Source organism: Pseudoxanthomonas sp. Root630 (assembly GCF_001427585.1).
In the GTDB taxonomy this organism is placed as follows: Bacteria; Pseudomonadota; Gammaproteobacteria; order Xanthomonadales; family Xanthomonadaceae; genus Pseudoxanthomonas_A.
The window spans coordinates 13,906-28,458 of record NZ_LMGY01000001.1 but is presented as its reverse complement, the minus strand read 5'-3'; the positions used below and the strand labels follow the sequence as shown (position 1 = coordinate 28,458).

Sequence of the window (14,553 nt, the reverse complement as noted above, 5' to 3'; positions counted from 1 at the left end):
CCTCGTCGCAATGCTCCGTGACCCGAGGCCGGATATGAAAAAGCCATGGCGCACTTTCATGCGCCATGGCTTGAATCGCTATCGGTGAATTCCTTTCGACGTGCGAAGAGAAATCCGAAGCGATCGGGGCTGAAGCCCCTCCTACAGGAAAACGGTCAGTCTCAGAGCGACGTCGCGGCCTCGACCACGGCCTCGGCGGTGATGCCGAAGTGCTTGTACAGCGCATCGGCCGGCGCGGAGGCGCCGAACGTCATCATGCCGATCACCGCGCCATCCAGGCCGACGTACTTGCCCCAGAAATCGGCGATGGCCGCTTCCACCGCCACGCGCTTGCGCACGGCCTTGGGCAGCACGGCTTCACGGTAGGCCGCATCCTGGCGATCGAACACGTCGGTCGACGGCATCGACACCACGCGCGTCTTCAGGCCCTGCGCATCCAGCGTCGCCTTCGCCTGCGTGGCCAGGCCGACTTCCGAGCCGGTGGCGATCAGGATGACGTCCGGCGTGCCATCGGCATCGGCCAGTACGTAGCCGCCGCGTGCGATATCGCCCACCTGCGCGTCGGTGCGCGGCTGGTGCGGCAGGTTCTGGCGCGAGAACACCAGGCAGCTCGGGCCGTCCTGGCGGACGATGGCCTGCTTCCACGCCACCGCCGACTCCACCGCGTCGCACGGGCGCCACACATCGTTGTTCGGGATGTAGCGCAGCGATGCCAGGTGCTCGACCGGCTGATGGGTGGGACCGTCTTCGCCCAGGCCGATGGAGTCGTGCGTGTACACGTGGATCGCATGCGCCGGGATCAGCGCGCTCATGCGCACGCCGTTGCGCGCGTAGTCGCTGAACACCAGGAAGGTCGCGTCGAACGGCACGAAGCCGCCGTGCAGCGCCAGGCCGTTCGCGATGGCGGTCATGCCGAACTCGCGCACGCCGTAGTACACGTAGTTGGCGTTCGGGTCGGTGGTGGACACCGACTTGCTGGCCTTCCACAGCGTCAGGTTGGAGTGCGCCAGGTCGGCCGAACCGCCGACCAGTTCCGGCAGCAGCGGTGCGAAGGCTTCGATGGCGTTCTGCGAGGCCTTGCGCGAGGCGATGGTCGGGCCTTCGGCTTGCACCTTGGCGATGTAGGCGTCGGCCTGCGCGACGAAGTCGGCGGGCAGCTCGCCCGATGCGCGGCGCTTCAGTTCGGCGGCCTGCTCGGGGTACTGCGCGGTGTAGGTATCGAGCAACACGTTCCAGTCGGCTTCCAGCGCCTTGCCGGCCTCGACCTTGTTCCAGCCGGCGTAGATGTCGGCCGGCACTTCGAACGGACCGTACGGCCATTCCAGCGCGGCGCGCGTGGCCTCCAGTTCTTCCTTGCCCAGCGGTGCGCCGTGGCTGGATTCCTTGCCGGCCTTGTTCGGCGAACCGAAACCGATCGTGGTGCGGCAGCAGATCAGGGTGGGCTTGTCGGTGGCCTTCAGCGCGGTATCGATGGCGGTCTTGATCTCGACCGGGTCATGGCCGTTGACGTTGCGCACGACCTGCCAGCCGTAGGCTTCGAAGCGCGCCGGCGTGTCGTCGGTGAACCAGCCGTCGGTGTTGCCGTCGATGGAAATCTTGTTGTCGTCCCAGAAGCAGACCAGCTTGCCCAGGCCCCAGGTGCCGGCGAGCGAAGCGGCCTCGTGCGAGACGCCTTCCATCAGGCAGCCGTCGCCCATGAACACGAAGGTGCGGTGGTCGATCAGGTCGTGGCCTTCGCGGTTGAAGCGCTGCGCCAGCAGCTTCTCGGCCAGCGCGAAGCCGACCGCATTGGCGAAGCCCTGGCCGAGCGGGCCGGTGGTGGTTTCCACGCCCGGGGTCTCGTGGCGTTCCGGATGGCCGGCGGTCTTGCTGTGCAGCTGGCGGAAGTTCTTCAGCTCCTGCAGCGGCAGGTCGTAGCCGGCCAGGTGCAGCAGCGCGTACTGCAGCATCGAACCGTGGCCGTTCGACAGGATGAAGCGGTCGCGGTTGAACCAGTGCGGGTTCGACGGGCTGTGGCGGTAGTAGTCGTTCCACAGCACTTCGGCGATGTCGGCCATGCCCATGGGCATGCCGGGATGGCCGGAGTTGGCGGCCTGCACCGCGTCGGCGGCGAGGAAACGGATGGCGTTGGCGAGCTGGCGGCGGGTGGGCGTCGTCATGGGGAGTCGGAACAGGGGGCGGCGCCCGGCGGGCTGCGGGCCGCCCATTGTCCCACCCCCTGCCCGCCCTGTCGCGGTTGCAGCGTGCTTTCCGCGGTGTTACCCCGGCTGACCGGGCAGCGTCACGTCGCCCCGTTCGCCCTTGGCCACCAGCGAGGCCAGGGTCAGGTCGCCGGTGACGTTCAGGGTGGTCCGGCACATGTCCAGGAAGTGGTTCACGCCCAGGATCAGGCCGATGCCGATGGGGTTCACGCCGACCATGGCGCAGATCAGCGCCACCACCGGCAGCGAACCGGACGGCACGCCGGCCGTGCCGATGCCGCCCAGGATGCACACCAGCATCACCATGAATTGCTGGCCCAGCGACAGGTCCACGCCGAAGAACTGCGCCAGGAAGATCACCGTCACACCCTCGAACAGCGCGGTGCCGTTCTGGTTGGCGGTGGCGCCCACGGTCAGCACGAAGCGCGACACCGTGCGCGGCAGGCCGAGCTTCTCGTCGGCCACGCGCAGCGCGGTGGGCAGGGTCGCGTTGCTGGAGGCGGTGGAGAACGCCATCACCATCGCTTCCTGCGCACCGCGGAAGAACGTCAGCGGCGAATAGCCGGCCAGCTTCAACGCCACCGAATAACTGACGAACTGGTGCAGCGCCAGGGCCAGCACCACCACGCCAACGTAGGCACCCAGCCGCACCAGCAGGTCGAAGCCGAAGATGGCGGCGAGGTTGAACATGAAGCAGGCCACCGCGTACGGCGCCAGGCGGATGACCAGGCCGATCAGCGTCATCGAGATCTCGAACACGCCCTCGATGCCGCGCTTGAGGATGCCGGTGTTCTCCGACGGGGTCAGCACCAGGCCGACACCGAACATCACCGCGAAGAACATCAGCGACAGGATGGCGGCATTGCTGGACGCAGCGCCGATCACGTTGTCCGGCACGATCGACAGCAGCATGTTCATGCCGGTCGGCTGGCTGCCCACGCTGGCGACGATTTCCTTGGTGCGCTCCGCGTTCTCCGCGATCAGCTGTTGCGCCATCGCGGGATCGACGCCCACGCCGGGCTTCAGCACATTCACCAGCACCAGCCCCAGCAGCACCGCCACCGCCGACAGCACGATGGTGTAGGCCAGCGTCTTCCAGCCGATCCGTCCCAGCGCGCGGATGTCGCCCATCTCGGCGATGCCGCAGACCAGCGCGGAGAACAACAGCGGCACGATCAGCATGAAGATCAGGTTGAGGAAGATCTTGCTGAACGGTGTGGTGACGTACTGGGTGACGTCCTGCACCCAGCCCGCATCGCCCTGGCCGGTGGCATGCACGATGAGCCCGACGATCAGGCCGACGCCGAAGCCGATGGCCATCTTCCAGTGCAAAGGGAGTTTGGCGCGGGTGGCGGGCGCGGCGTCGGTCATCGGCGGGTCCTGCGAAGGCAAAGTCGGGAGCTTAGCAAACCCCATCGCCTTACGACGTCGCGGCCCTTCCATACGACGCCCGGAAAGCTCGGACGCCCACTCATGGCGTCATCGCACCAACGACTGGGGCGATGGCCGTGACACCGCGGAACTCCTTATCGGGAATCGCCCACCAAAGCGGCGAGCCGCTGCGCATACTGCTGCATCAGCGCGTAGTCTGCGCCGGACAGCCTGTATTTCCTGACATAGTCATTGAGAGGCAGGAACACGTCGCACGCGCCGGTGAGCAGGCAGCTGGTCCGCTGGAAATGTCCTGACGGACCACAGTACACCCCCCTTGAACAGGCATACGCCTGCGCCGCCATCGACTTGATGTTCTCCTTGCCATCCGGGGAGTAGGCAGCCCCGAAGAGTTCCTTGTCCAATCGCCGGATCGACTCGCTCTCCGAGCTGACGAGCGCATGCGCCGCGCGCCGGACCGATTCACCGTCCGCACGGGCATCCTGCAGGATGTCGAGCGCGATACCTGCGTTGGAATCGCTCAATCTTCCCCCCGTGTCCGCCATGGCATCGTACATCTGAGCGATCCTGTCGCCCTGGTTCGCCAGCGTGTTCATGCGCACCTGGAGATTCGCGACCAGTTTTTCCGCACGCGCATCCAGGTCGGTCCGTTCCCCGCAGAACTTCGCGTGCTCGGCATACCTGCGCTTCCACATCCCGTCTGACCGGACCACCAACGGCACCACCCTGTCTATTCCGTGCTCCGCTGGCATGTAGAGCAATCCGCATGCGTCGACAACCTCGCCTACTGCCAGGACATACAGTGCACGCCCCCTCTCAGCCTCTGGAACCAGTTGGCTGAGCGCAAATTCCTTCGACGAAGACGAGTTGAGGATGTTTGAAAGGGCGCTAGTCCTCCTGCTCTGGGTTGCCGTCACCTGTGGCCCCACCTCGCCATGCGCATCATCTCCCTCGGCGGTTACTTGATGTGACGCCTCACTCGCCCTGTTGTCGCCATCCCGGTGCGCAAGAAAGATGATGCCAACTACCACAACGGCGATGACTGCACCGATGCCGATGACCTTCTTCATATCACTCTCCACAGGCAGGCTTGCCGGACTCGCGCATGCCATCGGTTGCGCGATACTCCGAGCCGATTCGTTCGTGGATGCCGCCGGCACCCACATCGCCAACCCAAAACACAGGCATCAACGTGCCGCCATCTCTTCTGAATCTGGCGTCGGCCGAAATCTGCGCCGGAACTATCACGGATTCCTTGATGTCTGCCGCGCCGTGTAAGCCGCCCATGCAGCGCGCGTTGTCGTATCACCAAGGCATCCATTGATCTCACCCCTTGCCCCTTGAGTTAGTCGAGCGAGGCATCAAGCACTCTTTTTCGCTACGCGATATGTATCGCGCAGTGAAACAAGCCCGTCAATCACTCCGTGGGCGTAAGCGGACTTGTTTCATCAGTGGGCTTTCGATGTTTGCACCGCATCGACCCAGCGGCGAAGGATCATGGGTATAGCGGGGGCAATATCTCGTCTGTCGCGGGCGCCTTTGGCAGGCACCACAGCGGACCGCCGCGGAAGGCCTCGCGCAGCGCCACCCTCGCCTGCGCCGCATCGCCGCCGGCCCAGCGGGCGCGGCGCAGCAGATCCACGGCAGTGCGCTGGGAGGACGAGGCGAGCCGGCGCTGCAGATCGTCGAGGTCGACCGCGGCCGGGCGCGCCATGCCGCGCAGCACGTCCTCGATGTCGTCCAGATCGCCCGCATCCAGCGCGCGCTTGAGATCGGCCGCGGTGTGGGTGGCCGGCGGTGCGGCGCCCGGCACGCCTGTATCGGCACGCACGCGAGCGCGCGGACCCGACGCAGCCGTTGCGCGCCGTGTCAGCCCCCACAGCAACGTGATCAACCACAGCAGGGCGAAGCCGGCGGCCAGCCAGGGCCACAGGCGGGGCGGGATGCTTCGTTCGCCCTCGAGCAGGATGTCGTCATCGGCTCCCGTGGGCGGCGTGGCCGCACCGCGCGACGCTCCCGCGACGGGTGCAGGCGACAGCGCGCCGGTTCCGACAACGACGGGCAGGGTCAGGTCAGGCAACGTCGCGCGCCGCGCCGCGCCCGCGCGCACGTCCCACCACGCCATCGCCGTGCCCGGGATCACCAGCGTGCCCACCTGCGACGGCACGATCGAATAGCGGCGCGTCAGCGTGACCTGCGGCGTGCCACCGACGAAACGCTCGTCGAACTGCGGCGGTTCGGCGAAGACCTGCGCGCCGGGGATCGACGGCGCGGGGATCTCCGGCAACTGCGCCTGCGTCGCACCGACGACCGTGGTTTCGATGGCCAGCGTGCCCGCTTCGCCGGTACGCAACTGCTGCGGCACCGCGGTGTAGCGCAGGCGCAGGTCGCGCACCGGCAGCCAGGGCTGCGGCGCACCCGCCGGTTGCGCACTCACCTGCAGCGTACGCGGCGCGCCGGTGATGTTGACCTCGCGGCTGTTGCCGCCCAGCAGGTCGTCCATCCAGCCACCCGCGCCACGTCCTTCGAAGCGCGGACCCGGCAGGGTCAGCGCGCCGCTGCGCTCGGGCACCAGCAGGAAGCGACGCTCGGCGGTGCTGTAGCGCCGCCCATCGATCTCGCGGCTGGACTGCACGATTTCGCCCACACGCTGGAGCAGCGCACCGTCGGGCGGATCGAGATCGAGTTGTCCCGACACCAGCGGCGTGGCGTAGTACAGCCGCACCGTGACGCCCACCGACTGCTGCACGTAGGGGCTGGGATCGTCCACTTCGGTCTCGACGAACACCAGGCCGTTGGACGCCGCGCGTGCCGTCGCCGTCGCGCCGACCTCCAGCGTCAGCGCTGCCGTGCGCTCATTGCCCACCTGCAGCGCCGGAATCGCCAGCGTGCCGGCGCGGCGCGGCCGCAACGTCAGCGAGAACGTCGTGCTGGTGCTCATGCGCCCATTCACCAACCGCACGCTGCGGCTGTCGGACTGGCCTTCCACTTCGAAATCGCGCATCAACGGCGTGACGTCGGGCGTGGCGGACACCGCATCGCTCTCCACGTTGAGCGTCACTGCCTCGCCCAGCGTGATCTGCGACTGCTCCAACCACGCGCGCGTCGCCGCGAGCAACGACGTCGGCCACACCATCAGCACGGCCAGCAGGATCCAGATGCGGTACTTCATTGCCCTTCCCTCTGCCGGCGGTCGTGTTCGAGCCGGAACTTCGCCTTGAGCAGCGAACCGGGCTCGTCCGGCACGCGCTTCAGCCACGCATCGACCGCCTGTCGACGCTCGCGCTGCTCCGCGGTTTCCGCCTGCACGGCAGGCGCATCCTGCGGCGGCTTCCCGGCGCGCTGCCCGTCCTGTTCGCCGATCGCGGCGCGCATGCGTTCGCGTTGCGCCGCATCGGCGGCTGCCTGCGTTGCCGGATCGGGCGACGGCTTGGGCGGCGTGCGCGGCGGCGGTGCGTTGTTCTTCCCTGCCTGGGCCTGGCCCGGATTCCCCGAGGGCGGCGTCGAAGCGTCTTGCGACGATGGGGATGCGCGCTGTTGCTGGCCCGACTCCTTCCCGTCGGAGGCATCGCCCTTCGCACCCGAGGACGCCTGGTCGCCACTGCCCTGCGACCCAGGCTTGCCCTGCCCATCGCCTGGCGAAGGCGGTCGCTTGCGCGCGGCGTCGACGGCGGCGCGATTCGCGACCGCATCGGCCATGCTTGGCTGCAATCGCAGCGCGCGGTCGTATGCGGCCACGGCATCGTCGTAGCGCTGCTGCTTCGCCAGTGCATTGCCCAGGTTGTACTGGCCCTCGGCCGTGTCGATGCCGGCAAAGGCCTGTTCCGCGGAGGCATAGTCGCCCTGGCGATAGGCGTCGGCGCCTTTCTCCAGGCGCGCGTGCGTGGCCTGGTCGCTGCGCTGCCACCAGTCGATCCCGGCCGCGCGCGCGGGCGATGCCATCGGCAACCACAGCGCTCCCACCAGGACCAGCGCCGCACCACGACGGAACCACAACAACGCGAGCGCCATCAACGGGATCAGCAGCCAGTACCCTTCATCACGCCACGCCTTGCCACCGCCGGGCGCGGTGGAAACGCCGACGGTGTCCAGAGCCGGCGACGCGATGCCGAGGCCAGCGAAGTCCGCGCCGTCGGCCGTGGCCGGCTCGTAGCGGCCGCCACCCGCGGCGACCACTGCACGCAGGGACGAAGCATCGAGCGCGGCATGGCCGATCGTGCCATCGGTGGCGCGATACGCGGCGCCGGCCGACGTGCCCAGTCCGAGCACGGACACGGCATAGCCTTCTGCGCGCGCCTCGGAGGCGGCCATGGACGCTTCGCTGTTCGCGCGGTCGGTGAGCACGAGGATATCGCCGTTGCGGAAATCCGCCTGCGACAGCAGCCGCGCCGCGCGGGCGATACCGCGATCGGCGCGCTGGCCATCCACCGGCATGATCTCCGGCGACAGTTCGTCGAGATACAGGCGGATGTTGCCCGCGTCGTCGGTCAGCGGCGCGACCGTGAACGCATCGTCCGCGTACACTACCAGCGCCACGGGGCTGCCCGCGCGTGCGTCGAGCAGCCGCGCCAGCTTCGCCCGCACCTGCAGCAGACGCGAAGGCGGCAGATCCGGCGTGGTGATCCGGCTGGACAGGTCCAGCACCAGCACCAGCGGGCGCTGTGCCTGCCACAACGGCTGCTCGCCCTGTCGCCAGCTCGGCCCCGCCAGCGCCAGCACGGCCAGCGCATAGGCCAACCCGGCGGCCACCATGCCCGTGCGTGCGCTACGTCCACCCCGCACCAGCAGGTGCTGGAGCAGATGCGGATCGACATGGCCCTGCCAGGCATTCAGGCGATGCCGCTGCACGCGCCACCACCATGCCAGCACCGGCAGCGCGAGCAAGGCCCACAACCAGTGCGGGCGCAGGAAGTGCAGCGTGTTCCAGAAAGCGCTCACGCGCGCCTCCGCGGCCACACGAACGCCAGCAGCGCGAAGCCCAGCGCTGCGGCCAATGGCCACTGATACCGCTCGATGCGCGGACGCACGGCCTTGCCCGCCTGCTGCACCGGTTCCAGGCGGTCCAGCTCGGCGTAGATGCCTGCCAGCTCGTTGGTGTCGCGCGCGCGATAGAACCGCCCGCCCGTCTGCGCAGCGACATCCCGCAGGGTCGCCTCGTCGATGTCTTCCGGCGAACTGGCCGGCATCGGCAATGGGATGCCGAACAGGCTCATCGCGCCGTCGCTGCCGAAGGCGATGGTATGGATGCGCACGCGCTCCTCCTTCGCCAGTTCCGCCGCTTTCTGCGGCGTCAGCACGCCCGCGGAGTTCACGCCATCGGTCAACAGGATCAACACGCGCTGGCCCTCCTGTTGCGTGCGCAGCCGACGTACCGCCAGCGCGATGGCATCGCCGATCGCGGTCTCGCGGCCGGCAAGCCCGGCGACGGCATCGCGCAGTTGCTCACGTACGGTCTTCAGGTCGCGGGTCAGCGGCGTCATCGCGTAGGCGCGCTGGCCGAACACCAGCAGGCCGACGCGGTCGCCATCGCGGCGGTCGAGGAAATCGGCAAGCACGGCCTTCGCTGCCGTCAGCCGATCGACGACGGTACCGCCGAGCTCCATGTCGGGCTCGGTCATGCTGCCCGACAGGTCGATGGCCAGCATCAGGTCGCGTCCGCTCACCGGCGGCGTCACCGCATCGCCGAACTGCTGCGGACGCGCGACGGACGCGCACAGCAGGAACCACACCAGCCACGCCAGCGCCGCGCCGCGCCCATGCAACCCGCGACCTCCCTGTGCGGCGATCACCTGCACGGCATTGCCATAAGGCACCTTGAGGGCATCCGCTTGCGCGCGACGCGGGGGCAATGCCCAGCGCACCAGCCACGGCAGCGGAAACGCCAGCCACACCCAAGGCCAGGCGAAGCCGGCATAGCCCTCCTGCAGCAGTTGCAGTGTCGGGAGCGAGAGGCTCATCGCGTCCCCGCCATCAGTTCGAGGAAACGCGTGCGGGCCGCGGCAAGTGCCGCCGCCAGCTCGACCGGATCCACATCGCGGCGATAGCCGCCATCGAGCAACAGTCTCCCCGGACCTTCGCTGAAAGCGCGCCCCTGCCCGCCGTCGAGGAACTGCAACCACGCTTCTCCCTCAAGCCGATCCGCCGAGGACGACACGCGGCGCGCCGCACGGCGCAGCAGTTCCGATGCGGCGGCCACCTGCTCGGCGGGCGCTCGTCCCTGCGGCACGGCATCGAACCAGCGCTGCCACCGTTGGCGACGCCGATGCCGGTGCCAACGCCAGGCGCCCAGGCACAGCAGCACCACCAGAATGATCGCCGCCACCAGCCACCATCCCGGTGCGGGCGGCCACCAGGACGGCGCAGGCGGCACATGCACATCGCGCAGCACCAGCGTGTCCGGCGTCATGCTCAGGCCACCTGTGGTTGCGCGCGACCCAGCGCGACCAGCCAGCCATCGCTGGCGGCATCGGTCGACAACGTGCGCACCTGCACGCCACGTGCGGGCAAACGCTCCAGCGCGCGCGCGAGCGGCGCCTGGAATTCGCTTCGCCATGCATCGCGTTGTGCCTGGCTGGCGAGATCGAGTTCGACACGCCGGTCGCCCGCCGCAAAGGGCAGTTGGCGCGCGGGCGGATCGGTTTCCAGCGGGTCCGTCAACAGCAGCACCACGACATCATGGTGGGCGGCGAGCGCCGTCCAGCGCGTGTCAGGAATGCCGGCCACGCTGTGCGGTTCCGCGAGCACCAGCAGGCGCGAACCGGGACGAAGCAGGCGCGCAGCGTGATCGAGGGCGAAGGCCAGCCCGACGTCGTCCGCCGGTGGCTTCGCGTACCAGCGGACCAGCGCATCCAGCACGCGCAGCGCGCCACGCGTTCCCGATGCCGGTGGGAGCGGGGCTTCGGTCGTGCTGCCGCGCAGGATCGCCAGCCGGTCCCCCTCGCGCACCGCCTGCCACGCGGCGATCGCGCCTGCGCGCGCGGCCTGCACGGACTTGAAGCGCAGGCGCGTGCCGAAGTACAGCAGCGGCGATGTATCGGCGACGACGAGCGTCAACCGCTCGCGTTCCGCCTGGAAGAGCTTGGTATGCGTGCGGCCGCTGCGCGCGGTCAGTCGCCAGTCGATGTGGCGCACGTCGTCGCCGGCCACGTACTCGCGGGACTCCGCGTACTCCATGCCGCGCCCGCGCAGGGGCGACGCCGAAGGGCCGGTGACGGAGTGCCGGCCACGCCGCGCGGGCGGACGTCGCTGCGCGCTGGCGCGCAACGCGATCAGTTCCTGCAGGGTGGGGACGATGCCGTCGCTCATGGAGGGTGTCGGAAACCGGAGCGCCCGCTCAGGGCAGGGGCACGACGTCCAGCAGGGCCTTCACCAGCCGGTCGCCGTCCCAGCCTTCCGCGGTGGCCTCGTAGCTCGGCAGTACGCGGTGGCGGAGGACATCCGGCGCGATCGCGCGGATGTCGTCCGGCGTCACGTAGTCGCGGCCCGCCAACCAGGCGCGCGCACGCGCGCACCGCTCCAGCGCGATGGAACCACGCGGGCTCGCACCCCACGCGATGCGGCGCGCGAGCGCAGCGTCGTAGCGCGACGCGTCGCGCGACGCCAGGACCAGTTCGATGAGGTAACGCTCCAGCGCTGGAGCAAGGTGCAGGTCCAGCACCTGGGCACGGGCACGGAACACATCGTCCAGCGGCATCCGTTCGACCACGGCGGACACGGCCTGCATGTCGTCGCGCGCGCGATCGCGCGCAAGGCGGAGGATGTCCGCCTCGGCCGCCGCCTCGGGATAGCCGATCTTCACATGCATCAGGAAGCGGTCGAGCTGCGCTTCCGGCAGCGGGAACGTGCCTTCCTGTTCGATCGGATTCTGCGTGGCCATCACGAGGAACAGCGCCGGCAGCGGATAGGTGTGGCGGCCCACCGTCACTTGGCGCTCGCCCATCGCTTCGAGCAGGGCGGACTGCACCTTGGCGGGCGCACGATTGATCTCGTCCGCCAGCAGCAGCGGATGGAAGATGGGTCCGGCCTGGAACTCGAAACGTCCTTCCTGCGGCCGCCAGACCTCCGTGCCGGTGAGATCGGCAGGCAGCAGGTCGGGCGTGAACTGGACGCGCGCGAACTCGGCCTGCAACCGTGACGCCAATGCGCGGATCGCGGTGGTCTTCGCCAGGCCAGGCGCGCCCTCCACGAGCAGGTGGCCATCGGCCAGGAGCGCGATCAGCAGGCGCTCGACCAGCGCGGCCTGGCCGACGATGGTGCGCGACAGGTCCTCACGCAGTCGCGCGAAAGCGTCATGCAGCGATGCCCGGGCATCCGCCGGCGGATCGGGACTGACAGGGGAGGAATCCATGGGCTGGCCGGGAGTCGGTGTGGAGGCCGATTTTGACCCAAGCACGGCCGGAAGGTTCACAGGACCATCGGCACGCGACGTCGCGATTCAGATACGCGACGCACGCAAAGAAAAAGGGGGCCTGAGGCCCCCTTCTTCCATCTGCCGGACTGGCGGCGCTCAGCGGCGCTCGGCCACCCGCAGGACCTTCGGGGTGACGAAGATCAGCAGCTCGGCCTTCTCCTTGCTGCGACCCTTCTTCTTGAACAGATTGCCCAGGAAGGGGATGTCGCCCAGGAACGGCACCTTGGCCACGCTGGCGCGGTCGCTGAACTCGTACACGCCGCCGATCACCACGGTCTGGCCGTCTTCGATCAGCACGGCGGTGTTGATTTCGCGGCGGGCCAGTTCGGGGACGGAGCCGTAGATGCCCAGGTCCACGAACTGGACCACTTCGTCCTTCTTGACGTTGAGGTTCAGGAAGACGCGGTTGTCGTCGGTGATGGTGGGCAGCACCTTCAGTTCCAGCAGGGCTTCCTTGAACTGCACGGTCGGCACGCTGTTGGTGCCGGTGCCGCTGCCGGTGACGGTCAGGTAGCCGACTTCGCGACCCTGCTTGATCACCGCTTCGCGCTGGTTGGTGGTCACCAGGCGCGGGTTGGAGATCACTTCGCCACGACCTTCTTCCTGCAGCGCGGACAGTTCCAGGTCCAGGTCGAAGTTACGGCCCAGCAGCGTGTAGGCGATGCTCGCCGCCGTGTTGTCGATGAAGCCGCTGGCGGGGAGGTTCACGTTCATGTCGCGCGGGAGGACGCGATCGTCCCCGTTGCCGACGTTGACGTTGTCGGTGATGTTGCCGCCGATGATCTGCGTGCGATCGCCGGTGCGGCGGCCGCTGATGCCGAAGCGTGCGCCGAGGTCACGGGCGAAGGTGTCGGTCGCGATGACGATCCGGCCTTCGATGATGACCTGGTCGACCGGACGGTCGATCACCGCGATCAGTTCGCGCATCTGCGCGACCTTCTTCGGGATGTCGCTGATCATCAGCGTGTTGGTGCGCTCGTCCGCCACCAGGCGGCCGCGCTGGGACAGGAAGCCGTTCTCGTTCTGCCCGTTGCCGCTGCCGCCGCCACCGCCGCTATTGCCGACGCCCTTGGCTTCGGTCAGTGCCTTGAAGATGGCGCTGGCGGAGTGGTAGTTGACCTGCACGTAGTCGGTGATCAGGTCTTCGCGGTTCTCGATCGCGATACGCGCGTCTTCCTTGTCCTGCTCGAACTTGGCCAGCTCAGGCTGCGGCGCGACCCACACGACGTTGCCGTCGCGACGCTTGTCCAGGCCCTTGGCGCGCAGGACGATGTCCAGCGCCTGGTCCCACGGCACGTTGACCAGGCGCAGGGTGACATTGCCCTGCACCGTATCGGACGCGACGATGTTGAGGTTGGACTCTTCGGCGATCAGCTGCAGGACGGTGCGTACCGGCACGTCCTGGAAGTTGAACGTCACCGGCCGGCCGCCGTAGCGACGGGCCTCGCTGGCCACCTTCTGCGCCGCCGCGACGATGGCGGAGGAACTGGTGCCGGCGGAAGCGCTCGCACCGCCCACGGCCTTCTGGCCCGTGCGCGGCACGATCTCGACGACGTACTCGTTGCCCGACTGGTAGGCGAGCGATTCGAAATCGCCCCGCGTGCTGAGCACGAGCTGCGTCCCGCCCGCCTTGGACTGCGCTTCGACGCGCTGGACCGGCGTGGCGAAGTCGACCACGTTGAGCGGTCGCTGCAACGAGGCCGGCAGCGTGGCGTTGCCCACGTCGACGACCACACTGTTGCCCTGGTTGCGCAGGTCCGGCGTGGCGCCCTGGCCGTCGAACTTGACGATCAGTCGGCCCGCACCGTCTTCACCGCGGCGGAAGTCGATGTTCGACACCGACACGGGTTGCGCCGCTTGCGCGGACGCGGTGGAGGCAGGTGCCTGTTGAGCCGGGGACGCGGCGCTGGCCGCACTGGCGGCCGCCAGCAGGCCGATGGCCAGTCCCAGAGAGCAGGCCCGGAGAGTGGCCAGGCGCCGGGAGGGCCGCAGGCGGTAGGCGTTCGAAGCGGTCATCGTGTATCCCCCAATCATTGATCTTCAAGCGCAATGGAAGCGGGCCGTTCCAGCCAGCCACCTGCGCCATCCGGCACTAGTTCGACAAGTTCCAACCCATCTTCGCGGACCGAGGTGACCCGGCCATCGCTTTGCCCCAGGTAGTTTCCCGGACGTACCCGGTAGGTGACCTTGTCGGGCCCCATCACCAGTGCCACCAGAGCCGCGCCCTTGCCGATCGTGCCGACCATGTCCAGGCTGTCCAGCGGATACTGTTCCAGCGTTTCCTTTCGACGGTTCGGATCGGGCCGCAGGCCTCCTCCTTCCGCGTTGTTCCAGGCGTCGCTGAATGGATCGCGCAGCGTTTGCGCCGCGTACTCGAACGTTTCGAACTGCTGCATGACCGGCAGCGGATCCAGCGGCGGTGCGGGGCGAGCCCGCACGTCCGCCACCCAGCTTTCCAGGTTCGGCGCATCGCCCGGCGTACTGGTCACGCCGCGGGCGCATCCACCCACGAACACCAGCGCACCCAGCATCAGCCAGCGCAAATCAGTG

The 14,553-nt window shown here is 68.4% G+C and carries 12 protein-coding genes; all 12 read right to left on the bottom strand.

All coding sequences use genetic code 11. From position 1 onward, the window contains the following. Window positions 1-161: 161 nt before the first annotated feature. A complete protein-coding gene (tkt, locus tag ASD72_RS00135; protein WP_056877952.1) occupies window positions 162-2,159 on the bottom strand; it encodes a transketolase in 1,998 nt (665 codons plus the stop codon). A gap of 99 nt (window positions 2,160-2,258) precedes the next feature. Beyond that, window positions 2,259-3,572 (bottom strand): dicarboxylate/amino acid:cation symporter, encoded by a 1,314-nt coding sequence (locus ASD72_RS00130; protein WP_056877951.1) that lies wholly within the window; start codon window positions 3,570-3,572, stop codon window positions 2,259-2,261. Between the two features lie 155 nt (window positions 3,573-3,727). After that, window positions 3,728-4,663 carry a hypothetical protein gene (locus tag ASD72_RS00125; RefSeq protein WP_056877950.1) on the bottom strand — a complete coding sequence of 312 codons (936 nt, stop codon included), beginning with the start codon at window positions 4,661-4,663 and terminating at the stop codon, window positions 3,728-3,730. 1 nt (window position 4,664) lies between these two features. After that, entirely contained in the window at window positions 4,665-4,880 is a 216-nt protein-coding gene (locus ASD72_RS00120; RefSeq protein WP_056877949.1) for a hypothetical protein, read from the bottom strand. Window positions 4,881-5,088: 208 nt separating this feature from the next. After that, window positions 5,089-6,765 carry a BatD family protein gene (locus tag ASD72_RS00115; protein ID WP_056877948.1) on the bottom strand — a complete coding sequence of 559 codons (1,677 nt, stop codon included), beginning with the start codon at window positions 6,763-6,765 and terminating at the stop codon, window positions 5,089-5,091. Then, a complete protein-coding gene (locus ASD72_RS00110; RefSeq protein ID WP_081420088.1) occupies window positions 6,762-8,531 on the bottom strand; it encodes a VWA domain-containing protein in 1,770 nt (589 codons plus the stop codon). The genes ASD72_RS00115 and ASD72_RS00110 overlap by 4 nt, the downstream gene beginning before the upstream one ends. After that, window positions 8,528-9,550, bottom strand: a complete 1,023-nt coding sequence (locus tag ASD72_RS00105) for a VWA domain-containing protein (RefSeq protein WP_056877946.1) — start codon at window positions 9,548-9,550, stop codon at window positions 8,528-8,530. Before ASD72_RS00105 ends, ASD72_RS00110 begins: the two co-directional genes overlap by 4 nt. Continuing rightward, window positions 9,547-9,999, bottom strand: coding sequence for a DUF4381 domain-containing protein (locus tag ASD72_RS00100; protein ID WP_056877945.1), 453 nt, complete (start codon window positions 9,997-9,999; stop codon window positions 9,547-9,549). Before ASD72_RS00100 ends, ASD72_RS00105 begins: the two co-directional genes overlap by 4 nt. Window positions 10,000-10,001: 2 nt before the next feature. Further along, complete coding sequence (locus ASD72_RS00095) at window positions 10,002-10,898, bottom strand: DUF58 domain-containing protein (RefSeq protein WP_056877944.1); 897 nt, start codon at window positions 10,896-10,898, stop codon at window positions 10,002-10,004. 28 nt (window positions 10,899-10,926) lie between these two features. After that, a complete protein-coding gene (locus ASD72_RS00090) occupies window positions 10,927-11,940 on the bottom strand; it encodes a MoxR family ATPase (protein ID WP_056877943.1) in 1,014 nt (337 codons plus the stop codon). A gap of 159 nt (window positions 11,941-12,099) precedes the next feature. Then, on the bottom strand, window positions 12,100-14,019 hold the full coding sequence (locus tag ASD72_RS00085) for a type IV pilus secretin PilQ family protein (protein WP_056877942.1): 1,920 nt from the start codon (window positions 14,017-14,019) through the stop codon (window positions 12,100-12,102). 14 nt (window positions 14,020-14,033) lie between these two features. Next, window positions 14,034-14,534 (bottom strand): pilus assembly protein PilP, encoded by a 501-nt coding sequence (locus ASD72_RS00080; RefSeq protein ID WP_235577911.1) that lies wholly within the window; start codon window positions 14,532-14,534, stop codon window positions 14,034-14,036. Between the last annotated feature and the right edge of the window lie 19 nt (window positions 14,535-14,553).

Bases quoted from the DNA above. Each gene is read 5' to 3' on its own strand.
- ASD72_RS00125 (WP_056877950.1), bottom strand. From the start codon at position 4,663: ATGAAGAAGGTCATCGGCATCGGTGCAGTCATCGCCGTTGTGGTAGTT.
- ASD72_RS00100 (WP_056877945.1), bottom strand. From the start codon at position 9,999: ATGACGCCGGACACGCTGGTGCTGCGCGATGTGCATGTGCCGCCTGCG.
- ASD72_RS00080 (WP_235577911.1), bottom strand. From the start codon at position 14,534: ATGCTGGGTGCGCTGGTGTTCGTGGGTGGATGCGCCCGCGGCGTGACC.
- ASD72_RS00120 (WP_056877949.1), bottom strand. From the start codon at position 4,880: ATGGGCGGCTTACACGGCGCGGCAGACATCAAGGAATCCGTGATAGTT.
- ASD72_RS00105 (WP_056877946.1), bottom strand. From the start codon at position 9,550: ATGAGCCTCTCGCTCCCGACACTGCAACTGCTGCAGGAGGGCTATGCC.
- ASD72_RS00090 (WP_056877943.1), bottom strand. From the start codon at position 11,940: ATGGATTCCTCCCCTGTCAGTCCCGATCCGCCGGCGGATGCCCGGGCA.
- ASD72_RS00085 (WP_056877942.1), bottom strand. From the start codon at position 14,019: ATGACCGCTTCGAACGCCTACCGCCTGCGGCCCTCCCGGCGCCTGGCC.
- tkt (WP_056877952.1), bottom strand. From the start codon at position 2,159: ATGACGACGCCCACCCGCCGCCAGCTCGCCAACGCCATCCGTTTCCTC.
- ASD72_RS00130 (WP_056877951.1), bottom strand. From the start codon at position 3,572: ATGACCGACGCCGCGCCCGCCACCCGCGCCAAACTCCCTTTGCACTGG.
- ASD72_RS00095 (WP_056877944.1), bottom strand. From the start codon at position 10,898: ATGAGCGACGGCATCGTCCCCACCCTGCAGGAACTGATCGCGTTGCGC.
- ASD72_RS00115 (WP_056877948.1), bottom strand. From the start codon at position 6,765: ATGAAGTACCGCATCTGGATCCTGCTGGCCGTGCTGATGGTGTGGCCG.